Origin of the sequence: Bradyrhizobium sp. NBAIM14 (assembly GCF_020193895.1) — a bacterium.
In the GTDB taxonomy this organism is placed as follows: domain Bacteria; phylum Pseudomonadota; class Alphaproteobacteria; order Rhizobiales; family Xanthobacteraceae; genus Bradyrhizobium; species Bradyrhizobium yuanmingense.
In genome coordinates, this window is sequence record NZ_JADYVQ010000025.1 from 1 (window position 1) to 20487 (window position 20487).

A 20487-nucleotide genomic window follows, 5' to 3' on the forward strand; every position below is an offset into this window, starting at 1 on the left:
TGACGATGCTCAGAACGAAGGTGTAGCCCGCGAACAGCGCGATCTGGAGTATCGATGGCCCCCAGGCGCCCAGATACATGTCACCCACCGACTTTCCGAGTTGGTCCGCGAGCACGATCAAAACCAGCGAGGGAGGCACCAGCTGGGTTATCGTGCCGGAGGCTGCGAGCACGCCGGTGATGTAGCGCACGTTGTAGCCGTAGCGGATCATGACCGGCATCGAGATCAGCGCCATGGCGATGACCTGCGCCGCCACTGTGCCTGTGATGGCCCCAAGGATGAAGCCGACGATGATCACGGAATAGCCGAGACCGCCGCGAACGGGGCCAAACAGCTGTCCCATCGAATCCAGCATGTCCTCTGCGAGGCCACATCGTTCGAGGATCGCGCCCATGAACGTGAAGAATGGGATGGCCAGCAGCAGCTCGTTGGACAGAACGCTGCCGTAGATGCGCTCCGGGATCGCCTGGAGGAAGCTGAACTCGAAAAATCCCAAATGGATCGCGAGAAATCCGAACGAGAGCCCGAGGGCGGCCAGCGTGAAGGCGACCGGAAAGCCGATGAGCATCGCCAGCACAAGTCCGCCGAACATCAGCGGCGGCATCATCTCGATCGTGATCATTGGGTCGGCCGCTCGTATTTCGCATCGATGGTGACTTCACCGCGTAAGGCGGCGGCGCGCTTGATGACCTCCGAGATACCCTGCAAAGCCACCATGAAGAAGCCGGCCGGCAGGACGAACTTGATCGGCCACCGCAGAAGGCCGCCTGCATTGTTGGACATTTCGCCGATGACGAACGAATTGTAGAACATCCCCCAAGAGAGGTAGCTGAGGAGCAGGCAGGCAGGGACGAGGAAGACCAATGTCCCGATCAGGTCCAGCCACAGCTGGCCGCGTTCGGTGAGCATGAGATAAAGGATCTCGACGCGGACGTGCTCGTTGCGCTTAAAGGTGTAGGACGCGCCGAACATCACGATGACGGCGAACATATACCACTGTGTCTCTAGCCAGCTGTTCGAGCTGTAGCTGAAGGCGTAGCGGATCATCGCATTGACAGCACTCACGACGCAGGCCGCGAGCACCAGAATATTGCAGACGTTGCCGACCTTTTCGTTCAGCCAGTCGATAGCCGTACTCATCGCCAACAATGGGCGCATCGATGCCTTGTCCCCGCTCGCTGAGTACTATCCCCCAGGCGAGCAGGACCATGGCGCTGCATCAGCTGCCTGCCACGTCTGCGCGGGAGCTAGTTGACCCCTCCTGATGCTTCCGCCCGTTCTTGCTGTCGGTTTTCGGCAAGACACGTTCAGGTCTCAGCCGCCGCGTGAAGCAGGGCCACCTTTACCGTCGGCCAATTCCCGGTCAACAGGAAAATGGACAGTTTGCCGCAGCAATGTCTAAGTTAGCGTCACTAGGCTTAATTGGGTTGACCTTCGGGGCTTACCGGCGACGCGACCGGCGGAGGACAACCTCCAGCGAGATATCACTGCTCCAGAGGAGGATTTCGTGATCGGCGCATTCCTGGTCGTCTTGTCGATCGCTCTCCTCTGGGTCTTCCTGCCTCGCAACGGGCAGTCACATCGGTGGATGGAGCTGCCATTCTTTGAGACAGGAGTCCCCCTGGTGATCATCATGGCCTTCTCAGCTGGCCTGACGATGGTGATCGACCGCATCTTCTGACCGGTGTCGGCTGTCGAGGCGCGCCTAACCCTCGACGTCGTACTGCCTGCAGAGGTGATCCCCAATCTGGACCAGCATGGCAACGCATTCAGGATAGTCCGGCCGATCAGAGGTCGCCTGATCAGCGCTGGCCCGAAACTCCCAGGATTTCCCGTCGCGGAGGATGGAAATCGTCATTCCATCGGGACAGTCGGCGTGGACCTTCAACTCGGCTCTCGCCATGGCGACGAGTTCGCTTTCAGATTTTACGGGCTTGCTCATTCGTTGGCCCTTGATCTCCTAGCGGACAACCCCAGCGGCATCATCGTCGCTCGGCATCACCCAATCGAGGGCGAGCAAGCAAGCTTCCAGCAGAACTAAAGCAATAAGGCCGCCAACCAGGCCGAAAAAGACGATGGAAAAGGTCCCTAGTAAAAGCGCACAGAAGACATCTGCAAGCACCTTAGACGTGCGATCGGATTGGGTCTGGTTGGCTGTGAAGTACGGCATCTTCATCCTCCGGGGTTTGACCCCAACTTAGCCGCGTCAGCTACTGGCGGTCTATTCCAAACGGCGGCTTGGCGGTCCAGCTAATCCATCGATCGACATGCCCACACGGGTCAAAACCGCCGAAGCTCTCATCGCACCGAATGATTGCGCTCTGCCGCGGGCCCGGACATCCGCCAGTTGACGCGCAAGCGCTACCCCGTCGGCGTGCCCTGCTTCCACTGGCTGCCGGCGATCTTCGCCGCGGCAATCACCGCTTGCGTCCGGCTCTCGACGCCGAGCTTTTGCAGGATCGCCGAGACATGCGCCTTGATGGTGGCCTCTGAGACACCGAGCTCGTAGGCGATCTGCTTGTTGAGAAGGCCTTCCGACAGCATCATCAGGACCCGGACCTGCTGCGGCGTCAGCGTCACCAGGCGGTCGCGCAGGCGGGTCATGTCGGGATCGGCCGCAGCCGACAGGTCGGTGTCGGCGGGAACCCAGACGTCGCCCTCCATCACCTTGAGGATGGCATCGCGCAAGGTTTCGACCCCGAACCGCTTCGGGATGAAGCCGGACGCGCCGAAATCGAGCGAGCGGCGGATCGTGGCGCTGTCGTCGGATGCCGAGACGATCACGACCGGAATCGCCGGGTATTGCGCGCGCAGATAGATCAGGCCGGAAAAGCCGGAGATCCCGGGCATGGAGAGGTCGAGCATGACCAGATCGACCTCGGAGGTCTGCTCTAGGAGCTTGGTCAGATCCTCGAAGGTTCCGGCCTCGTCGATCCGGGCCGAGGGGAGAACGCCCGCCACCGCCTGCCGCAGCGCATCGCGGAACAGGGGATGATCATCGGCGATGACGAGATGGGTCGAAGGAGCGTTCATCGTTCTCTTGCTGTCGTTCGCGCCGGGTCGGCGAACAGATCCCGGGTACGTCAATTCTTCCCCCGAGCGGCCGTGGCATGCAAGTGCACATTATTCCTTTGCTGCAAAGGGGTTAATCCCCGCCCTGATGGCCCGCGCGCCGGCCCCCGATACCGCGACGTCACCTGCGCGACAGTGCGCAGGGCCGAAAGTCGTATTGGGGCCGGTTTCACGCCGATGTTACCTTGTGGCCAAGACCTGGGGCGATCCGGCATGTCCGGACGTCCGGGGCGCGAGGGAAACGCATTTTTGGGGAGCGATCCAACATGTCGACAATGGCTGTGTCTCAATCGAGCGCGCAGGGGATGACGAAGGACGAACGGTTCGTCATTCTCGCCTCCTCGCTCGGTACCGTCTTCGAGTGGTACGACTTCTATCTCTACGGCTCGCTGGCCGGCATCATCGGCGCGCAGTTCTTCTCGGCCTATCCGCCGGCAACCCGCGATATCTTCGCGCTGCTGGCGTTTGCCGCGGGCTTCCTGGTGCGTCCGTTCGGCGCGATCGTGTTCGGCCGTGTCGGCGACATCGTCGGCCGCAAATACACCTTCCTCGTCACCATCCTGATCATGGGTCTGTCGACCTTCATCGTCGGCCTGTTGCCCAACGCGGCGACCATCGGCATCGCGGCCCCGATCATCCTGATCGTGCTGCGCCTCGCCCAAGGTCTGGCGCTCGGCGGCGAATATGGCGGTGCGGCGACCTACGTCGCGGAGCATGCGCCGAACGGCAAGCGCGGCTTCTACACCTCCTTCATCCAGACCACGGCAACCCTCGGCCTGTTCCTGTCGCTGCTGGTGATTCTGTTCACCCGCACCGCGCTCGGTGAGGCCGATTTCGCAGCGTGGGGCTGGCGCATTCCGTTCCTGGTCTCGGTGCTGCTGCTCGGCATCTCGGTCTGGATCCGGCTCCGCCTCAACGAATCACCGATCTTCCAGAAGATGAAGGAAGAGGGGAAGAGTTCGAAGGCGCCGCTGACGGAAGCCTTCGGCAATTGGCAGAACGGCAAGCTGGTGCTGCTCGCCCTGCTCGGCGGCGTCATGGGCCAGGGCGTGGTCTGGTACACCGGCCAGTTCTACGCGCTGTTCTTCCTGCAATCGATCCTGAAGGTCGACGGCTACACCGCCAACCTCCTGATTGCGTGGTCGCTGCTACTCGGCACCGGCTTCTTCATCGTATTCGGTGCGCTCTCCGACAAGATCGGCCGCAAGCCGATCATCCTCGGCGGCTGTCTGATCGCGGCGCTGACCTTCTTCCCGATCTTCAAGATGATCACGTCCAACGCCAACCCGGCGCTGGAAAAGGCCATCGAGTCGGTCAAGGTCGAGGTGGTGGCCGATCCCGCCAGCTGCGGCGATCTGTTCAACCCAGTCGGCACCCGCGTGTTCACCGCGCCTTGCGACACCGCACGCGCCTACCTGTCGCAATCGTCGGTCAGGTACACGACGAGTTCGGGTCCGGCCGGCTCGGGCGTGAAGGTCGTGGTCAACGGCAAGGACGTGCCCTACGCCAACGCCAAGGACAGCAACCCGGCGGTTCTCGCCGCGGTGCAGGCGGCCGGCTATCCCAAGGCGGGTGACACCGGCATCGTGAAGATGTCGCATCCGTTCGACGTCTTCCGTCCGCAGCCGGCGGCGATCATCGGCCTGCTGTTCGTCCTGGTCCTGTTCGTGACCATGGTGTACGGCCCGATCGCGGCGATGCTGGTCGAATTGTTCCCAACCCGCATCCGCTACACCTCGATGTCGCTGCCCTACCACATCGGCAACGGCTGGTTCGGCGGCCTCCTGCCTGCCACCGCCTTCGCCATCGTGGCCTCGACAGGCGACATCTATGCCGGTCTGTGGTACCCGATCATCTTCGCCTCGATTACCGTGGTGATCGGCTTCCTGTTCCTGCCGGAAACCAAGGACGTCGACATCAAGGCGACCTGATCGCAGCAGCAATCGACGACACCAACCGGCCGCGGTCTCCGCGGCCGGTTTTGCTTTGTGTGGTTATCGATCGCTGCCGATGAATTGCAGCACGATCTCACGGCGGTGCGGGCGGCTGCGATGCTCGATCAGGTAGATCGCCTGCCAGGTGCCGAGCGCGAGCTTGCCGCTCAGGACCGGGACCTGAAGCGAAGTCTGCGTCAGCATGGTCTTGATATGGGCCGGCATGTCGTCCGGCCCCTCGGTATCATGGGTCCACCCCGCGTTCTCCGGCGCGAGCCGTGACAGCGCCGTCGTAAGATCGACCAGCACGGAGGGATCGGCGTTCTCCTGGATCGTCAGCGAGGCCGAGGTGTGGCGGATGAACAGCGTCAACGCGCCCTCACCCGCGTGCGCCTCGGCGATGAATCTCGCGGCCTCGCTGGTCAGATCGGTGAAGCCGCGGCCAGGCGTCTGCACGGTGAGCAGTGCCGATGTGACGGTCGTGGCCTGTACGGACGATGGTGCGGAGCGGGTGACGGATCTGGCTGATGTCATGGAGGGGCCCGCATCAGATCTTCCCCGACACGTCTTTCTGCACGCGGTTGGCCATGTCGATCAGCCGCCGCCAGGCCTTTTCCAGGAACGACATCATGCGGTCGACGTCCTGCTCGCTCGGCAGCGGGATCTCGATCTTGCGCTCGCCCTCGGCGACCTTGGGCTCGGGCTTCCTGAGTGGATCGGATTTCGGCAGCGCCTCGTCGATCTTGCCCGATACCGTTGGCCCCGCCGCGAGCTGTGCCTTCAGCCGCTCGACCTCGGCCTGGAGCCTGCCGATCTCGGCGTCGAGTGCGGTCCGCTCGTCGGGCACCGCGTAGCAGGCCCAACCGGGGCCGTTCCTGGTGCAGGTCGACACCGTGCCGGTGCGCGTGTCGAGCCGCAGCACGCCCTCGGGGATGGGCGTCATGCTGTAGCGGCCATTTTCGCCGTCGGGCGTAGATTGCGCGGCCGCGAGGCCGCCGCTGACTACCATCACCGCGGCCGCCGCCGCGAGCCATGATGTCGTGGATGACGTCGCAGGTCTCATCATTGTCTCCGCCCCGGCACTGCTGCGGCTGCGGTTGCAATTCTACACCCTCAGCCGGTAACCCGCCGCCAAAAAGCCGCCCCGAAATCAACGAACGCGGCGGCTTCTTTGATCCCGCGAGCGCGGCGAAAGCACGGCTGCGTCCGCCGTTCGCAAGCAGACCTGCTGCGGTGCGGCGTCACGCTGTGTGCAGCGCTGCTGTGCGCGTCAATATCATCAAGTAAATCAAATACATAATCGGAAGGGACGCAATCGTGACTTAGCTTGACTTGATTATAGGCCATCAGTATGGTCCGCGCGGCTTTTGAGGGTGACGGGCGCAATTTCCATTCAGCCGCAGCGTTTCGGGTCTTCGTTGCATGACACAGGGCACGGGACACGGCGAGGATGGAGATCGCGATAGATCGCCCGAGGAAGCCGCGCTTTCCGATCGGCTCGGAAATCTTGATCAGCGGTTGTCCGAATTTCGCGACCGCCGGGCCAAGACCGAGCAACCCGCAGGTGGCGATGGAGACAAAGCGGCCAGAGCCTCGGCGATGGCGCTTGGTTTCCGACTATCCTCGGAGTTGATCGCCGGCGTCGCTGTCGGAGCGGGGATTGGCTGGGGGTTCGACCACTTGCTGTCGACGTCGCCTTTCGGATTCATCGCGTTCCTGCTGCTGGGCTTCATCGCCGGCGTGGTGAATGTGGTGAGAACGGCAGGCGCGGGTCCGAACAGGCGCGGTGGTTCGTAATTGGCCTAGCCGGGTTAACTGTCGTGCCGCTCGCCGGCACAGCCGGCCGACCAATCTTCACTGGTCGGCTTGTCCAGCAGACGAGAGATGCCGCGCGGATGAAAATCGACCCGATCCATCAGTTCAACGTCGAACCGCTCTTCACGATCGGCCGTATCGGCGATCACACGATCGCCTTCACCAATGCCTCTCTCTACATGTTCGTCGCGGTGGGGATCATTGCGCTGCTTCTGCTCACCAGCGGCAAGCAGCTGGTTCCGGGGCGTCTGCAGTCGGTGGCCGAGCTCTCCTATGAGTTCGTGGCCAGCATGATCCGCAGCACTGCCGGAGCGGATGGCATGCGGTTCTTCCCGCTGATCTTCTCGCTGTTCATGTTCATCTGCGTCTCGAACCTCGTAGGCATCGTTCCGTACACGTTCACCGTGACGAGCCATCTCATCGTCACTGCGGCGCTGGCGCTGCTGGTGTTCTTCACGGTCCTGATCTACGGCCTCTACAAGAACGGCCTGAAGTTCCTGAAAGTGTTCGTGCCCTCGGGCGTTCCCGGCTACATCCTGCCGCTGGTCATGGCGATCGAGGTGCTGTCGTTCTTCCTGCGGCCGGTCTCGCACAGCGTTCGACTGTTCGCGAACATGCTCGCGGGCCACATCGCGCTGAAGGTGTTCGCCGGCTTCGTTGCCATGCTCGGCGCGTCTCTTGGCGTGGTCGGCTGGATCGGCGGTGTCATGCCGCTGGCGCTCGCCGTCGCGCTCACCGCGCTCGAACTGCTGGTCGCGTTCCTGCAAGCCTATGTGTTTGCGATCTTGACCTGTATCTACCTCAACGACGCCATTCACCCTGGACACTGAGTGATCCGGGTGCTTTTCCACCCACACCTGTCTTTCTTCCAAGGAGTCAAAAATGGATCCGCAAGCAGCTAAGTTTCTCGGCGCGGGCATCGCGTGCATCGGCATGGGCGGCGCCGGCATCGGCGTGGCCTTCATCTTCGGCAATTATCTGTCCGCAGCCATGCGCAACCCGGCAGCTGCTCAGGGCCAGTTCGGCAACCTGATCTTCGGCTTCGCCGTGACCGAAGCGCTCGGCATCTTCTCGCTGCTGATCGCTCTGCTGCTGCTGTTCGTCCCGCTCTGAACGCGTTTCGCGCCGCTTCCAGGTGGGAGGCGGCGCGTCTGACAGCAACAGGAGAACTCCATGGCTGAAAGTCATGGCGGCGCCAAAGGTACCGGCGCTCACACGGAGGCCGATGGCGGTCACCACGGCGGTGGCTTTCCGCCTTTCGAGAGCAGCACCTTTGCTTCGCAACTGGTGTCGCTCGCGATCGCCTTCGTCGCGCTGTATCTGATCGTCTCCCGGTTCGCGCTGCCGCGTGTCGGGGGTGCGATCGAGGCGCGTCAGAACAAGATCGAGGGCGATCTCGCCGAAGCGCAGAAGCTGAAGGACCAGTCCGAGGCGGCGCTCAAGGCCTATGAAGGCGAGCTCGCGTCGGCGCGCGCACGTGCACAGGCGATCGGCAACGAATCCCGCGAGAAGGCGAATGCGCAGGCGGAAGCCGAACGCAAGGCGCTGGAAGAGCAACTGTCCGCCAAGCTCGCCGAGGCGGAGAAGACCATTGCCTCGACCCGCGCGACCGCCATGAGCAACGTCCGCGGCATCGCGGCCGATGCAGCCGGCACCATCGTTCAGCAGCTCACGGGCGTCGTTCCGGATGCAACGTCGGTCAATGCCGCCGTTGACGCGACCTTGAAGGGTTAGTCTCGATGTTCTTCACACCTGAGTTTTGGGTCGCCGTCGCCTTCGTGATCCTGATGGTGATCTTCGCCTATGTGGGGGTGTTCAAGACGGCGATGTCGGCGCTCGATCATCGCGCCGCTCGTATCAAGGCCGAGCTGGACGAGGCGGCGCGCCTCAAGCAGGAGGCCACCAAGGTGCTCGCCGACTACAAGGCGCGCACTGCCGGTGCCGAGCGCGAGGCCGCCGACATCATCGCCAACGCGAATGCCGAAGCGGAGCGCATCGCAGCAGAGGCCAAGGCGAAATTGGAAGATTTCGTCACCCGCCGCACCAAGACCGCCGAGGGCAAGATCGCACTCGCCGAGGCTCAGGCTCTCGCGGACGTCCGGGCAGCCGCCGCGGAAGCCGCCGTGCAGGCTGCCTCCACGATCCTGTCGCAGTCAGTCAAGGGCCAGATCGCCGACGACCTGCTCGCCAAGGGCATCAACGAAGTCAGGCAGAAGCTGAACTGAGGGATTTGCCTTACCCAATCAAAAAGCCGGCGCGACGAGCGCCGGCTTTTTTGTCTGTCGGGTAACAGCATCCACAAGTGCGGTATCATCACCCACCTTGTGCGCACTTGCGCACTGGGGCGGGTGATCCAGTACGCCGAGGCTTCTCAATTCAAGCACTGCGGCCTCTGGAATACTGGATTGCCCGCCTTCGCGGGCAATGACAGCTGACATTGCCGCAAGATCTCCCCTACTTCTTCTTCTTCCCTCTCGGCTCCGGCGAGAGCGCCTGCGGGTCGAAGCCGACATAGAAGATGTAGGTATCGGCGACCGCGGGCGCCGGCACCGGATAGGCCAGATCCTCGGCGACGAAGGTGAAGGGCACGCTGCCGCCTTCCGACATCGCCACCGTGGTCCGGTAGGCCTTCGAGGCGATCACCTTCTCGCCGACGCCGCCCTGCACGACGGCGATGCGCAGCGGCACCTCGACGGAGGCAGGCGCCCCGGCGGGGCCGGCGATGACGCGGCCCTGGATGCCGATCCGGGCGGTGATGCCGGCACTGCTGCGCAAGCATTCGCGCGCCATCTTGGTGATCGAGGCCTGGAAGCGGATGTCATTGCCGACCGCCGGCTTGCCGCTGGCGCCGACCGCGTAGGTCGAGGCGCCCGCGCGCACCGTGACCTGCGGGCAATCGAGGTCGTCTTCGGCCGGCTGCCCGGGCGCAGGCGCCGGCTTCGGCTCCGCCGGCTCGTCGGACTTGCCGCCGAACAGGCTCTTGAAGCGGTCGGTCAACGACTGTGCCGCCACCGGCGAGACGGAGGCGAGCCCGACCGATAATGCCAGCACGACCGCTGCGCCCCGCCGCAACCTCGTCCGCGATGACCGAAGCTCCTGCACCATCAACACCCGTACTCCATGACAATGTTCCGGCCGGGTTATATCGCCAATATCGGCGAACCCAAGGCGGCAAAAAGGGATTTGGCTGCATCCATCAGGCTGCTCAGCCGCGGAAGTCCTCGTGCAGCAGGCCGAACAGCAGGTGATCCTGCCAGACCCCGTTGATGCAGAGATAGCGGCGCGCCAAGCCCTCGCGCGAGAAGCCGCACTTCTCCAGCACCCGGATCGACGGCGCATTGGTCGGGATGCAGGCGGCCTCGACCCGGTGCAGATTGAGCTCGCCGAACAGCGTCGGCAGCAGCACCCGCAGTGCGGCCGTCATGTAGCCGCGATGGGCATAAGGCTGGCCGACCCAATAGCCGATGGTGCCGGCCTGCACGATGCCACGCCGGACATTGGCGAGCGTGATGCCGCCGACCAGGGCACCGTCGAGCTCGCGGAAGATCAGAAAGGGATAGGAGCGGTCCGCGGCAATGTCCTCGGCATAGCGGCGCAGGCGCCGGCGGAAGCCGGAGCGGGTGAGATCGTCGGACGGCCAGATCGGCTCCCAAGGCGTCAGATAGTCGCGGCTGGTCTCGCGCAAATGAGCCCATTGCAGGAAGTCGGACATTTGCGGCGCGCGCAGGAGCAGCCCGTTGCCGCGCGGCGCCAGGGCGGCGGGTCCACTGGATGGCAGGCGAAAGAGGGCCATGTGATGCTTCCCGGGGCGAGGCCCGCGCGCGGCTCCTAATGCAGCCGCGCCTTGGCGCGCGCCCGTGTCAATCCTTCCGCAAAAGACACCGCCGTGTCCAGACCCCTGCCGCTGCCCAATGCGACGACCGCAGGCCGGCTGCGCGACAGCAGCGCACGGGCCGCGTCCCGCGTCGATTCGATGCTGACGGCGTCGATCCGGGCAACCAGTTCCTGCACTGTCTGCGGCCGCCCGTAGGCCAGCACATGCCGGGCGAGCTGCTCGGCGCGGGAGGAGCAGCTCTCCAGCGCCATCAGCAACCCCGCCTTCATCTGTGCCTTGGCTCGGGCGATCTCGGCCTCAGTCAGCGTCTCCACCGATTCGTTCATGATGTCGACCACGACCTCCATCATCTCCGGCGCATCGGCGGGATCGGTGCCGGTATAGAGGCCGAAAAAGCCGGTATCGGTGTAGGGGGCGTGGAAGGTGTAGATGGAGTAACAGAGGCCGCGCTTCTCGCGCACCTCCTGGAACAGGCGCGACGACATTCCGCCGCCAAGGACATTGGTGAAGACCTGCAGCGAGAACAGCGAAGGATCGGTCTGCGGCACCCCCTCGAGCGCCAGCGTCAGATGCGCCTGCTCGAGCTCGCGATGCACCACCTTGGCGCCGCCCTGGCCGAACCGAGCGGCCTGCGGCTTCGGCCCGGGCGTCCCCTCGAAGCTCGCAAAACGCTTTTCGACCTCGGCGACGACCTGACCGTGGTCGACCGCCCCGGCCGCGGCCACCACCATGTCGGGCCCGCGATAATGCGTCGACAGATAGCCACGCAGCATGTCGCGGTTGAAGGCGCGCAGCGTCTTGGCGGTGCCGAGCAGCGAACGGCCCATCGGCTGGTCGGGATAGCAGAGCTCGTTCAGATGCTCGAACACGACGTCATCGGGCGTGTCCTGCGCGGCACCGATCTCCTGCACGATGACGTTCTTCTCGCGCTCCAGCTCGTCGGGCTCGAAGGCGGGATTGGCAAGGATGTCGGCGAGCACGTCGAGCGCGAGCGGCACGTCGGCCTTTAGCACCCGCGCGTAATAGGACGTGGTCTCGGTCGAGGTGCCGGCATTGAGGTCGCCGCCGACCGCCTCGATCTCCTCGACGATCTCGCGCGAGGAGCGCCTGGTCGTGCCCTTGAACGCCATGTGTTCCAACAGATGCGAGATGCCGTGCTCGTTCGGCTTCTCGTCGCGTCCGCCGACGCCGGCCCAGACACCGAGCGCCGCCGTCTCGAGGTGGGGCATCTCGTCGGTGACGACGGTGAGGCCGGAGGCAAGCTTGGACATCTCGACGCTCATCCGGCAACTCCCTGCTTTGCGGCGCGGCTGGCGGACAGCACGAACCGCTCGAGTTCGACCTGATCGTTCTTCATCACCCTCATGTGTTCGGATTTGGTCATCAGGCCGTCGAGCCAGGCCGGCAGTTGCGGCCGCTGGCCGCAAGCCGCCTCGACGGCGTCGGGGAACTTGGCCGGATGGGCGGTGGAGAGCACGATGCTCGGCACCTTCGTATCGGTGGTGTCGCGGTCCGCGACGGCGAGCGCCACGGCGGTATGAGGATCGACCAGCTCGCCCGCTTCGCGCCAGGCGGCGCGAATCGCAGCCGCAGTCTCGGTCTCGTCGGCGCGCCCGGCATCGAACTCCTCGCGGATCGCGGCGAGTGTCGCATCGGGTAGCACGAAGCGGCCGGACTGCTTCAGCTGTTCCATCAGGCGCCGCACGCCGGCGCCATCGCGCCGGCCGGACGCGAACAGCAGCCGTTCGAAGTTCGAGGAGATCTGGATGTCCATCGACGGCGATGCCGTCGCGTGCACCTCGCGCACCTCGTAGATGCCGGTCTTCAGCGTGCGCGCCAGGATGTCGTTGACGTTGGCGGCGATGCGCAGGGTGCGCACCGGCAGCCCCATGCGCTTGGCGACGTAGCCGGCGAAGATATCGCCGAAATTGCCCGTCGGAACGACGAAATCGACCGCGCGCGCCGGAGCACCGACCGCGACGGCGGAGGTGAAATAGTAGACCACCTGCGCGACGATGCGCGCCCAGTTGATGGAATTGACGCCGGAGAGCGAGGTCGCATCGCGGAAGCGATGGTTGTTGAACATCCCCTTCACGAGCGCCTGGCAGTCGTCGAAGGTGCCTTCGATGGCGAGCGCATGGACGTTGGCCGCGCCCGTCGTGGTCATCATCCGCCGCTGCACCTCGGAGATGCGGCCGTGCGGAAACAGCACGACGAGATCGACGTTCTCGAGGCCCGCAAAGGCTTCGACCGCGGCGCCGCCGGTATCGCCTGACGTCGCGACCACGATGGTGGTGCGCTGGCCGCGCTTTTCGAGCACATGGTCCATCAGCCGCGAGATCAGCTGCATCGCTACGTCCTTGAAGGCGAGCGTCGGACCGTGGAACAGCTCCAGCACGAACTGGTGCGGGGACATCTGGCGCAGCGGCACCACCGCAGGATGGCGGAAGGTGGCATAGGCCTCGTTCGCCATCCGCCCGAGCTCGGCGTCGGAAATCTCGCCACCGGCGAAGGGACGAATCACGTCGACCGCGACCTCCCAATAGGGGCGGCCGAAGAAGCCGGCGATCGTCTCGCTCGGAAACTGTGGCCACACCGCCGGCACATACAGGCCGCCGTCGCGGGCAAGCCCGGTCAGCATCACGTCACAAAAGCCGAGTTCGGGGGCTTCGCCCCGGGTCGAGATATAGCGAGTCAAACTGCCCTCCAAAGGCGGCCGGGCCGGAGCTCGACCCTTAAGCCTTTGATTTTACGTAATTACTTGTCAACAGCCGGTGGCTTTGAACCACCATAGAGTGTTTTGCGGCATCGGGAAACCGCTTCCGGCGTACCCCCCTCGCCCAATGAAAAAGGGCTGCGGCATTGCCGCAGCCCTTCTCTTGGAAGGCCTGTCGTTGTGTGCAGACCAGTTGCCTCGTCGGGGTCGCCGAACCCTCAAAACTGTTCCGGCAAGCTTTCGTCGCCTGTCACGAAATCGTCAAGTCCAAAACCCCGCGCGTATCGAAAATGTTCCTATTCTTCCCGATCCGGCTCTGGTTCGCTTTTGGCAGTTGCAGCCAAGTCCCGGCCGTGATCCTGACCCTGAATTCCGCTTTTTCCCGAATCAGTCGCGGGAACGAATACAGCCTCGGCCCATTGTGTCGGCGGATGGGTGTCAGCCCGTTGTCCATGCATTGCCCGGCCAACGGCGGCGTCGATCCGTCGGCCGAACCGCTGCATCCCGGAGCAGCCGGTTCGGTCGCTGGCGAAAGTCAGTTCATCCCGATTTCCACTGCGATCCGGATCAGGTCGGAATGGTTCTTGGCGCCAAGCTTCTGCTTGAGCAGGGACGTGGTGTTGGCGACCGTCTTGTAGGAGATGCCGAGCGCCTCGGCGACCTCGACGATCTTGTCGCCGCGTCCGAGCAAGCGAAGAATTTCGAGCTCCCGCGGCGTCATTTGTGACGCGGGGTTGGCCTTGATCGCCGCGCCGGAAAACGTCACGGCTTCCGCAAGCTGCGGCGAGATGAAGTTGTCACCCGCGACCACCTTGCGCACCGCTTTGAGCAGGATCCTGGGATCGTCGCCTTTGGAGACATAGCCCTGCGCCCCGAGCTCGACGGCCCGCACGACGAACGCCGGATCGTCGTTCATGCTGAACATGATGATCTTGGCGTCGGGGTCGTCCTTGCGGATGCGCCGCATCAGCTCGAACCCGGAGACGTCGGGCAGGCTGATGTCGATCACGGTGACGTCGGGCCGCTTGCTGACATAGGCGCGATGCCCGGATTTGGCATCGCTCGCCTCGTCAATGCGGATTGAATGGTCGGATGCGAACAGGGTGCGGCAGCCGGACAGCACCACGGGATGGTCGTCGACGATCAGGACCCTCGTCGCCAGCTTGGCGGTATCTTGCATCGCGCACTCTCTTGTTTTTCGACTCATAGCCCGCCGGGAATAAATGGAAAGAGCAAATCCGGCCGATACGCGTTAGAATTGACCTAATGTGGCGACGACTTTCGTTCCGAACGCAATTGTTTCTCCCGCTCGGCGCGAGCCTTCTCGCAGCCCTGATCCTGGGCGGCATATTACTGCAGATATTTGCACCAGGTCAGGTAGCTGATGAACACGAGCCGGCTCGACGCTCGATCCAGACCATCGCCGCCGCGCTCAACAGCACCCTGCGCGCATCGGACAATCCGCAAAAGACCCTCGATGCATTTGTTCAGTCCTTGGACGCCTCCACGGATATTCAATTCCGCCGCATGGACGGAGGTCCCCCGCCTTCTCCGAAAGACTTGCGCAACCTGAAGAAGGTTCCGCAATGGTTCGTCAACCTCATCACCATACCAGAGATGGAAGCGGCGTTTCCGATCGTCATAGACGGCAGACATGTCGGCGATATCGTGTTCTTCCCGGACATATCGGCCGACTTGTTCGAGAAGTGGATCGGCTTCCTTGCGCTGACCAGCCTGGTCGCTGTCCTGATGGTGCTCACCGGCACCGTTGCCTATGTCTTCGCCGGTTCGGCCCTGCGCCCCCTGCAACATCTCGGCGACGGTCTTACGCGGATTCGGCGCGGCGACTACGCAAGGCCGATCCCGGTCGGAGGACCGCCGGAGATCCGGCAGAGCTGCGAGGAAGCCAATGCGCTGGCAGCGACACTGGCGCAACTCAGCCAGGACAATCGCGATCTGATGCACCGCCTGGTGTCGCTGCAGGATGACGAGCGGCGCGATCTCGCCCGCGAACTGCACGACGAGCTCGGGCCCCTCCTCTTCAGCATCCGCGCCGGCACGATCGCGCTGACCGATGCCTCCGAGCCAACGGGACATCTCGGCAATTCGGCACAGGACCTGCTGCAATCGGTCGAGGCCCTGCAGCAGACCAACCGCCGCATCCTGGACCGGCTGCGGCCGCTCTATATCGAGGAGCTCGGCCTTTCGAGGAGCGTGCAAACGCTGCTCCGGAATTTTCGCAAGCAGGCACCTCATATCGTGCTGACGGACGCGATCGATCGCGATCTCAGCGCAATCGGCGGACCGCTGGCGCAGACCGTCTATCGAGTGATCCAGGAGGCACTGACCAACGTGCTGCGACATGCCAACGCGGGCAACGCACATGTGCAGGCGACGGTTGCCGACAAGACGCTCGTCGTCGAGATCTCCGACGATGGCGGCGGTTTCCCTGCGGACAACGTCTTCGGCCGGGGCCTGACCGGCATGCATGAGCGCGTGCGCGCGCTCAGCGGATCGCTATCGCTGTTGCGCGTGGATGACCGAACCTACGTGCGCTGCCGCCTTCCGGCGGAGACGATGCGGGACGTTCCGTCACCAGGCTAATTCAGCAGGCGCAACCATCATGCGCATTCTGTCGCGCCGGTTCGCACAGCGTGCTGCGGATCTTGCCATCCGGGCTGAAGCGGAACGAGGCCTGAATGCGCAGCGCGCCGGCGACGGAATATTCGAGGTGGACGCCGTGGGGCGCGGGATTGATCTCTTCCAGCCCGAACCCCGCCGAGGAGAAGGCGCTGAGCCGCGGCTGCCAATAGGCCTCGATCTCGCTCCGGCCACGAAAGCGCCGCGCGCCGTCGCAGGTGCATTCGAGCTGCGCGTCGTCGGCATAGAGGTCGAGCAGGGCTGTGAGGTCGCCCTTACGGCAGGCATCCACCCAGTCGACGATAATTCCCATCTGGTCGAAATCACTCACGCCGCACCCAATCTGCCGCGGACAATATTGGCGGCTTAGAACCACCCTCGTGAATATGCGCTGAATAATAAACCCCGGGCGATACCGGGTTCCCTCGATGGACCTGCCAATGAGCTCAGCTCTGCCGCCGGCCTCTTGCCCACACGCCGAAGGCGATGAGCACGGCGCCTGCAAGCGTGAACCAGGTGATTGCATATTGCAGATGGTCGTCCTTGAGATTCACCTGGAGCGGTCCCGGACGCGGGATGCCGTTCGCCGGCGCGGGCCGTTCGAGATCGATATAGAACGGCGCAACCGTGCCCCAGCCCAGCACGCTTGCGATTGCCAGATGATCGCGCACGAACCAGAGCCGCTTGCCGCGATTCTCCGCCGGAGTCAGCCAGCTTGGCGCCTCGGGAAAGCGCAGATAGCCGGTGAGCTCAACCGGTTGGCCCGTGATAAGCTTGTTCACCGCGCGATCCTCGACGCCGCGGTCCTGCATCGTGTTCTCGACGAAACCCGCGTCGATCACGACCATGTCGCCGCCGGGAAGCCGCGCCGGCAGGAACGCCCAGGTGCCGGGGCCGGAGGCGTCCTTGCGCACCGCCGAGCCGGAGGAATAGACCATTGCATCGGGGAGGGCTGCGTAGGTCGCGGTGAAGCTGACGCGGCGGAATTCGTCGCGGGCGGGATTGAGCGCGACCCATTGCGCGGACGGCGGCAGCGCAACCGGCGCGGCCGCAAGCCGCTCGGTGAGCGCCGCAATCAACTCGTGTTTGGCGGTGCGGCGCTGCAGCTGCCAGACACCGAGCGCCACGAACACAGCCGTGAGGAACAGCGTGAACAGCGCGAAGCCGGCCACGGGGGCCTTGCGCGACGCAGGCTCATTCATTTCGCGCGATCGACCAACCGGCCCGGCGCCGCCTTGTGGTGGAATTGCAGCGCGATCAGCAACGACTTCATCGAGCGCAGCGGCAACAGCGTGGTGGCGAGGATGAGCGGCAGCCAGAGCACCGCATGCAGCCAATATGGCGGCTGGTATTTGACTTCGACGATGAGGGCGCACGCGACGACGATGCCGCCGGCCAGCATGATGATGAAGATCGCCGGGCCGTCGCCGGTATCGATGAAGGCATAGTCGAGCCCGCAACGGTCGCATGCCGGCGCGAGCGTCAGAAAGCCCGCATAAAGCTTGCCTTGGCCGCAGCGCGGGCATTTGCAGGCAAGCCCACGCAGCGCGCTTTGCAGGACGGTGGTTTCGGACGGGGGTGTGCCGGCACTGTCGTTCATGATGGCGGACTCTATCACAGTTTCCGACGAAACTTCCGGCGGCCGGAAAGCGAAAGGGCGGCCCTGCGGCCGCCCTTCCTGATCGGTTCGATCGGGCTCAGTGCGCGGCGCTGGCCATGGTCTCGGCGCCGCGTCCCCAGACGTAGATGCAGAGGAACAGGAACAGCCAGACCACGTCGACGAAGTGCCAGTACCAGGCCGCGAACTCGAAGCCGAGATGCTGCTTCGGCGTGAAGTGGCCGGCATAGGCGCGGAACAGGCACACCAGCAGGAAGATGGTGCCGACCAGCACATGGAAGCCGTGGAATCCGGTCGCCATGAAGAACGTCGCGCCATAGACGTTGCCGCCGAAGGAGAACGCCGCGTGGGCGTACTCATAGGCCTGCACGCAGGTGAAGAGCGCGCCGAGCACGACGGTGAGGATCAGGCCATACTTCAGGCCCTGGCGGTCGTTCTCGAGCAGCGCATGGTGCGCCCAGGTCACGGTGGTACCTGACGTGAGCAGGATCAGCGTGTTCAGCAGCGGCAGATGCCAGGGATCGAAGGTCTCGATGCCCTTCGGCGGCCAGGTGCCCGGGACCGCGCAGGCGCCGGGCTGCGTGCCGAGGCCGCAACCGAACACCGCATCGCGGGTGGCGTGGACGGCGTCGGCCGGAAACAGCGCCGCGTTGAAATAAGCCCAGAACCAGGCGACGAAGAACATCACCTCGGAGGCGATGAACAGGATCATGCCGTAGCGGTGATGCAGCTGCACGACCCGGGTGTGATCGCCCTTGTACTGGGCCTCCTTGATCACGTCGGCCCACCAGCTCGCCATGGTGTAGAGCACGCCCACGGTGCCGACGCCGAATACGATCGGCGCCGCCGAGAACATGTGGTGCATCCAGGCGACCGCGCCGACCGCCATGATGAAGGCCGAGAGCGAGCCGACCGCCGGCCAGGGAGAGGGATCGACCAGGTGATAGTCGTGATGCTTGGTGTGCGCCGTGGCCATTTCCGTCTCTCTCCTCAATCCCGTGCCTGTCCGGCACTTATCCCCTTGCGTCCAACCGCCTGCGCGTGAGCCCTGCGGTCAAAGATTTCCCTTGCGCTTGTCGGCTTCGCCCGATGCCAGCGGTTTCACCACGGGATCGCGCACCGGATAGAACGTGTAGGACAGCGTGATCGTGCTCAGCCCGTCGTTCTCGTGGTCGGCGGCGATCGACGGGTCGACGTAGAACACGACCGGCATCTCGCGCTTCTCACCGGGTGCCATGGTCTGCTCGGTGAAGCAGAAGCAGTTGATCTTCTGGAAATAGGCGCCGACCGTCAGGGGCGCGACGTTATAGGCGGCCTGGCCCGCGGTGGCGCGCGCCGCCTGGTTGGTCACGGTGTAGAAGACGGTCACGACCTGGCCGATATTGACCTCGATCTCGCTCTGCTCCGGCTCGAACTTCCAGGGCAGGCCGGGCGCGACGTTGGAATCGAAGCGCACCGAGATCTTCCGCGCGATCGGGCCCGTGGCCGGCGCAGAGGTCGCCACCTGCGTCGTGCCGTTGAATCCGGTGGCGCGGCAGAACCAATTGTAGAACGGCACCGCCGCGTAGGAGGCGCCGACCATCAGCGCGACCACGCCGCCGCAGATGGACGCGACCACCACATCGCGCCCCAGCCCGCGGCCCTTGCCCACGTTGCGATGGCCCGGCTTGGCGCTGACGTCCTGCGATATGGTGGGCTCGTGATCCATGTTTCCTACATCGGCCGCACGAGCACGGCCGGCCCCTTGACCATGGTGACGGCGAAGAACAGCACCACGAGCACGCCGAGCGCCAAAGCGATCGCGATGGAGCGCTGACGACGGCTCTTCCGCTGCGCCTCGGTGAGGACGATTCCTTCCGGCTCGGGTTTGTCGGCCATCGCGGTGATCATGCGCCCCCAACCATCGGAGCAAGCGCCCGGTACACGACCTCGGCCAGCAGGGTCGCAAACAGCGCGAACAGGTACAGGATCGAGAAGGCAAACAGCTTGCGGGTCGCGCGCAGCGACTGGCTGCGCTCGCGGCGCAGATAGACGTTGATGGCGAGCACCAGCATGCCGGCACCGAGAATCAGCGAGACCACGCCGTAGACGGCATCGAAATAGCCGAGCGCCCAGGGCGCGGCGGCGACCGCGATCAGCACGATGGTGTAGAGCAGGATCTGCAGACGCGTGGCGTCGGGACCGGCGACGTTCGGCAGCATCGGAATGCCGGCGCGCGCGTAGTCGTCGGAGCGGAACAGCGCCAGCGCCCAGAAATGCGGCGGGGTCCAGAAGAAGATGATGGCGAACAGCAGCAGCGGCTCGACATCGACCGTGCCCGTCACCGAGGCCCAGGCCACCACCGGAGGCAGCGCACCGGCGGCGCCGCCGATCACGATGTTCTGCGCGGTCCAGCGCTTCAGCCACATCGTGTAGATCACGACGTAGAAGAAGATGGTGAAGGCGAGCAGCGCACCCGCGATCCAGTTGACGAGGATGCCGAGCGTCATCACCGAGAAGAAGGCGAGCGTCATGCCGAACGCCATCGCCTCGGGGCGGGTGATGCGGCCGCGCGGGATCGGCCGGTTCGCCGTGCGCGACATCTTGGCGTCGATGTCGCCTTCGAGCGCCATGTTGAGCGCCCCGGAGGCACCGGCGCCGACGGCAATGCAGAGCAGCGAGGTGATCGCCAGCACCGGGTGGAAATGCCCCGGGGCCATCGCCATCCCGACCAGCGCAGTGAAGATCACCAACGACATCACCCGCGGCTTGAGCAATGCGAGATAATCGCCAACCTCCGCTTCGGAGATGTGGGGATTGATGTCGATGGCGTTGTGGTCGAGGACGGACACTTAGATCTACTCGCTTCGTTACAGCG

At 64.2% G+C, this 20487-nt stretch carries 28 protein-coding genes; 8 read left to right on the forward strand and 20 right to left on the reverse strand.

All coding sequences use genetic code 11. The features are described from left to right. Positions 1 to 622 (reverse strand): TRAP transporter large permease subunit (locus I6F28_RS33470; RefSeq protein ID WP_225143170.1); only part of this gene is annotated, 622 nt, incomplete at its 3' end. After that, positions 619 to 1158, reverse strand: a complete 540-nt coding sequence (locus I6F28_RS33475) for a TRAP transporter small permease subunit (RefSeq protein WP_036020596.1) — start codon at positions 1156 to 1158, stop codon at positions 619 to 621. The genes I6F28_RS33470 and I6F28_RS33475, both read right to left, overlap by 4 nt. Before the next feature lie 349 nt (positions 1159 to 1507). Here I6F28_RS33475 and I6F28_RS33480 point away from each other — a divergent pair, with 349 nt between their 5' ends. Then, positions 1508 to 1681 (forward strand): hypothetical protein, encoded by a 174-nt coding sequence (locus I6F28_RS33480; protein ID WP_157785976.1) that lies wholly within the window; start codon positions 1508 to 1510, stop codon positions 1679 to 1681. A gap of 24 nt (positions 1682 to 1705) precedes the next feature. Here the strand turns inward: I6F28_RS33480 and I6F28_RS33485 are convergent, their stop codons facing one another. The 3 genes from I6F28_RS33485 to I6F28_RS33495 all read right to left on the reverse strand — a co-directional run bounded on the left by I6F28_RS33485 (position 1706) and on the right by I6F28_RS33495 (position 3033). Next, positions 1706 to 1942, reverse strand: a complete 237-nt coding sequence (locus tag I6F28_RS33485; RefSeq protein WP_225143172.1) for a hypothetical protein — start codon at positions 1940 to 1942, stop codon at positions 1706 to 1708. Between the two features lie 18 nt (positions 1943 to 1960). Beyond that, the gene (locus tag I6F28_RS33490) at positions 1961 to 2170 is read right to left on the reverse strand and encodes a hypothetical protein (protein WP_036020622.1); all 210 of its coding nucleotides are present in this window, start codon (positions 2168 to 2170) and stop codon (positions 1961 to 1963) included. A gap of 191 nt (positions 2171 to 2361) precedes the next feature. Continuing rightward, complete coding sequence (locus tag I6F28_RS33495; RefSeq protein WP_036020594.1) at positions 2362 to 3033, reverse strand: response regulator transcription factor; 672 nt, start codon at positions 3031 to 3033, stop codon at positions 2362 to 2364. Positions 3034 to 3377: 344 nt separating this feature from the next. Here I6F28_RS33495 and I6F28_RS33500 point away from each other — a divergent pair, with 344 nt between their 5' ends. Next, a complete protein-coding gene (locus I6F28_RS33500; protein ID WP_225128591.1) occupies positions 3378 to 5003 on the forward strand; it encodes an MFS transporter in 1626 nt (541 codons plus the stop codon). 63 nt (positions 5004 to 5066) lie between these two features. Here the strand turns inward: I6F28_RS33500 and I6F28_RS33505 are convergent, their stop codons facing one another. After that, a complete protein-coding gene (locus I6F28_RS33505) occupies positions 5067 to 5540 on the reverse strand; it encodes a secondary thiamine-phosphate synthase enzyme YjbQ (RefSeq protein ID WP_036020587.1) in 474 nt (157 codons plus the stop codon). A gap of 13 nt (positions 5541 to 5553) precedes the next feature. Next, the gene (locus tag I6F28_RS33510; RefSeq protein WP_225143219.1) at positions 5554 to 6069 is read right to left on the reverse strand and encodes a hypothetical protein; all 516 of its coding nucleotides are present in this window, start codon (positions 6067 to 6069) and stop codon (positions 5554 to 5556) included. A 359-nt stretch (positions 6070 to 6428) separates the two neighbouring features. Between I6F28_RS33510 and I6F28_RS33515 the strand changes: the two genes are divergently transcribed. From I6F28_RS33515 to I6F28_RS33535, 5 genes are all read left to right on the forward strand, one after another. Next, entirely contained in the window at positions 6429 to 6803 is a 375-nt protein-coding gene (locus tag I6F28_RS33515; protein ID WP_225143174.1) for an AtpZ/AtpI family protein, read from the forward strand. 98 nt (positions 6804 to 6901) lie between these two features. Further along, a complete protein-coding gene (locus tag I6F28_RS33520; RefSeq protein WP_035996621.1) occupies positions 6902 to 7651 on the forward strand; it encodes a F0F1 ATP synthase subunit A in 750 nt (249 codons plus the stop codon). Between the two features lie 52 nt (positions 7652 to 7703). Next, entirely contained in the window at positions 7704 to 7934 is a 231-nt protein-coding gene (locus I6F28_RS33525; RefSeq protein WP_008541273.1) for a F0F1 ATP synthase subunit C, read from the forward strand. Between the two features lie 60 nt (positions 7935 to 7994). Continuing rightward, positions 7995 to 8555, forward strand: a complete 561-nt coding sequence (locus I6F28_RS33530) for a F0F1 ATP synthase subunit B (RefSeq protein WP_036020580.1) — start codon at positions 7995 to 7997, stop codon at positions 8553 to 8555. A gap of 5 nt (positions 8556 to 8560) precedes the next feature. After that, on the forward strand, positions 8561 to 9046 hold the full coding sequence (locus I6F28_RS33535) for a F0F1 ATP synthase subunit B family protein (RefSeq protein WP_035996616.1): 486 nt from the start codon (positions 8561 to 8563) through the stop codon (positions 9044 to 9046). Between the two features lie 18 nt (positions 9047 to 9064). Here I6F28_RS33535 and I6F28_RS33540 read toward each other — a convergent pair whose 3' ends face one another. From I6F28_RS33540 to I6F28_RS33565, 6 genes are all read right to left on the reverse strand, one after another. Further along, complete coding sequence (locus I6F28_RS33540; protein ID WP_128265946.1) at positions 9065 to 9259, reverse strand: hypothetical protein; 195 nt, start codon at positions 9257 to 9259, stop codon at positions 9065 to 9067. A 16-nt stretch (positions 9260 to 9275) separates the two neighbouring features. Further along, the gene (locus I6F28_RS33545; RefSeq protein WP_035996613.1) at positions 9276 to 9926 is read right to left on the reverse strand and encodes a hypothetical protein; all 651 of its coding nucleotides are present in this window, start codon (positions 9924 to 9926) and stop codon (positions 9276 to 9278) included. Between the two features lie 100 nt (positions 9927 to 10026). Then, positions 10027 to 10614, reverse strand: coding sequence for a GNAT family N-acetyltransferase (locus I6F28_RS33550; RefSeq protein ID WP_035996611.1), 588 nt, complete (start codon positions 10612 to 10614; stop codon positions 10027 to 10029). 35 nt (positions 10615 to 10649) lie between these two features. After that, positions 10650 to 11939, reverse strand: coding sequence for a M16 family metallopeptidase (locus I6F28_RS33555; protein ID WP_036020577.1), 1290 nt, complete (start codon positions 11937 to 11939; stop codon positions 10650 to 10652). Beyond that, entirely contained in the window at positions 11936 to 13354 is a 1419-nt protein-coding gene (thrC, locus tag I6F28_RS33560) for a threonine synthase (protein ID WP_225143176.1), read from the reverse strand. The genes I6F28_RS33555 and thrC overlap by 4 nt, the downstream gene beginning before the upstream one ends. Before the next feature lie 553 nt (positions 13355 to 13907). Further along, positions 13908 to 14552 carry a response regulator transcription factor gene (locus tag I6F28_RS33565; protein WP_028178165.1) on the reverse strand — a complete coding sequence of 215 codons (645 nt, stop codon included), beginning with the start codon at positions 14550 to 14552 and terminating at the stop codon, positions 13908 to 13910. An 86-nt stretch (positions 14553 to 14638) separates the two neighbouring features. On the opposite strand from I6F28_RS33565, the gene I6F28_RS33570 reads away from it, so the two are divergent. Beyond that, complete coding sequence (locus I6F28_RS33570) at positions 14639 to 15976, forward strand: histidine kinase (protein ID WP_036020569.1); 1338 nt, start codon at positions 14639 to 14641, stop codon at positions 15974 to 15976. A gap of 1 nt (position 15977) precedes the next feature. Here I6F28_RS33570 and I6F28_RS33575 read toward each other — a convergent pair whose 3' ends face one another. The 7 genes from I6F28_RS33575 to I6F28_RS33605 all read right to left on the reverse strand — a co-directional run bounded on the left by I6F28_RS33575 (position 15978) and on the right by I6F28_RS33605 (position 20461). Continuing rightward, positions 15978 to 16343: a nuclear transport factor 2 family protein gene (locus I6F28_RS33575; RefSeq protein ID WP_035996598.1), complete on the reverse strand. Its 366-nt coding sequence runs from the start codon at positions 16341 to 16343 to the stop codon at positions 15978 to 15980. A 115-nt stretch (positions 16344 to 16458) separates the two neighbouring features. Beyond that, on the reverse strand, positions 16459 to 17214 hold the full coding sequence (locus I6F28_RS33580; RefSeq protein ID WP_225113006.1) for an SURF1 family protein: 756 nt from the start codon (positions 17212 to 17214) through the stop codon (positions 16459 to 16461). Further along, positions 17211 to 17612: a DUF983 domain-containing protein gene (locus tag I6F28_RS33585; protein ID WP_035996593.1), complete on the reverse strand. Its 402-nt coding sequence runs from the start codon at positions 17610 to 17612 to the stop codon at positions 17211 to 17213. The genes I6F28_RS33580 and I6F28_RS33585 overlap by 4 nt, the downstream gene beginning before the upstream one ends. Before the next feature lie 97 nt (positions 17613 to 17709). Then, entirely contained in the window at positions 17710 to 18606 is an 897-nt protein-coding gene (locus tag I6F28_RS33590; protein ID WP_035996590.1) for a cytochrome c oxidase subunit 3, read from the reverse strand. Between the two features lie 78 nt (positions 18607 to 18684). After that, complete coding sequence (locus I6F28_RS33595) at positions 18685 to 19338, reverse strand: cytochrome c oxidase assembly protein (protein ID WP_225113005.1); 654 nt, start codon at positions 19336 to 19338, stop codon at positions 18685 to 18687. Positions 19339 to 19343: 5 nt separating this feature from the next. Next, entirely contained in the window at positions 19344 to 19520 is a 177-nt protein-coding gene (locus I6F28_RS33600; RefSeq protein ID WP_035996586.1) for a cytochrome c oxidase system small membrane protein, read from the reverse strand. Further along, the gene (locus tag I6F28_RS33605) at positions 19517 to 20461 is read right to left on the reverse strand and encodes a heme o synthase (RefSeq protein ID WP_035996584.1); all 945 of its coding nucleotides are present in this window, start codon (positions 20459 to 20461) and stop codon (positions 19517 to 19519) included. The genes I6F28_RS33600 and I6F28_RS33605 overlap by 4 nt, the downstream gene beginning before the upstream one ends. Positions 20462 to 20487: the final 26 nt, after the last annotated feature.

Coding starts and splice junctions, on each gene's coding strand:
- I6F28_RS33475 (WP_036020596.1), bottom strand. CDS start 1,158: ATGCGCCCATTGTTGGCGATGAGTACGGCTATCGACTGGCTGAACGAA.
- I6F28_RS33485 (WP_225143172.1), bottom strand. CDS start 1,942: ATGAGCAAGCCCGTAAAATCTGAAAGCGAACTCGTCGCCATGGCGAGA.
- I6F28_RS33490 (WP_036020622.1), bottom strand. CDS start 2,170: ATGCCGTACTTCACAGCCAACCAGACCCAATCCGATCGCACGTCTAAG.
- I6F28_RS33495 (WP_036020594.1), bottom strand. CDS start 3,033: ATGAACGCTCCTTCGACCCATCTCGTCATCGCCGATGATCATCCCCTG.
- I6F28_RS33500 (WP_225128591.1), top strand. CDS start 3,378: ATGACGAAGGACGAACGGTTCGTCATTCTCGCCTCCTCGCTCGGTACC.
- I6F28_RS33505 (WP_036020587.1), bottom strand. CDS start 5,540: ATGACATCAGCCAGATCCGTCACCCGCTCCGCACCATCGTCCGTACAG.
- I6F28_RS33510 (WP_225143219.1), bottom strand. CDS start 6,069: ATGAGACCTGCGACGTCATCCACGACATCATGGCTCGCGGCGGCGGCC.
- I6F28_RS33515 (WP_225143174.1), top strand. CDS start 6,429: ATGACACAGGGCACGGGACACGGCGAGGATGGAGATCGCGATAGATCG.
- I6F28_RS33520 (WP_035996621.1), top strand. CDS start 6,902: ATGAAAATCGACCCGATCCATCAGTTCAACGTCGAACCGCTCTTCACG.
- I6F28_RS33525 (WP_008541273.1), top strand. CDS start 7,704: ATGGATCCGCAAGCAGCTAAGTTTCTCGGCGCGGGCATCGCGTGCATC.
- I6F28_RS33530 (WP_036020580.1), top strand. CDS start 7,995: ATGGCTGAAAGTCATGGCGGCGCCAAAGGTACCGGCGCTCACACGGAG.
- I6F28_RS33535 (WP_035996616.1), top strand. CDS start 8,561: ATGTTCTTCACACCTGAGTTTTGGGTCGCCGTCGCCTTCGTGATCCTG.
- I6F28_RS33540 (WP_128265946.1), bottom strand. CDS start 9,259: ATGTCAGCTGTCATTGCCCGCGAAGGCGGGCAATCCAGTATTCCAGAG.
- I6F28_RS33545 (WP_035996613.1), bottom strand. CDS start 9,926: ATGGTGCAGGAGCTTCGGTCATCGCGGACGAGGTTGCGGCGGGGCGCA.
- I6F28_RS33550 (WP_035996611.1), bottom strand. CDS start 10,614: ATGGCCCTCTTTCGCCTGCCATCCAGTGGACCCGCCGCCCTGGCGCCG.
- I6F28_RS33555 (WP_036020577.1), bottom strand. CDS start 11,939: ATGAGCGTCGAGATGTCCAAGCTTGCCTCCGGCCTCACCGTCGTCACC.
- I6F28_RS33565 (WP_028178165.1), bottom strand. CDS start 14,552: ATGCAAGATACCGCCAAGCTGGCGACGAGGGTCCTGATCGTCGACGAC.
- I6F28_RS33570 (WP_036020569.1), top strand. CDS start 14,639: ATGTGGCGACGACTTTCGTTCCGAACGCAATTGTTTCTCCCGCTCGGC.
- I6F28_RS33580 (WP_225113006.1), bottom strand. CDS start 17,214: ATGAATGAGCCTGCGTCGCGCAAGGCCCCCGTGGCCGGCTTCGCGCTG.
- I6F28_RS33585 (WP_035996593.1), bottom strand. CDS start 17,612: ATGAACGACAGTGCCGGCACACCCCCGTCCGAAACCACCGTCCTGCAA.
- I6F28_RS33590 (WP_035996590.1), bottom strand. CDS start 18,606: ATGGCCACGGCGCACACCAAGCATCACGACTATCACCTGGTCGATCCC.
- I6F28_RS33595 (WP_225113005.1), bottom strand. CDS start 19,338: ATGGATCACGAGCCCACCATATCGCAGGACGTCAGCGCCAAGCCGGGC.
- I6F28_RS33600 (WP_035996586.1), bottom strand. CDS start 19,520: ATGATCACCGCGATGGCCGACAAACCCGAGCCGGAAGGAATCGTCCTC.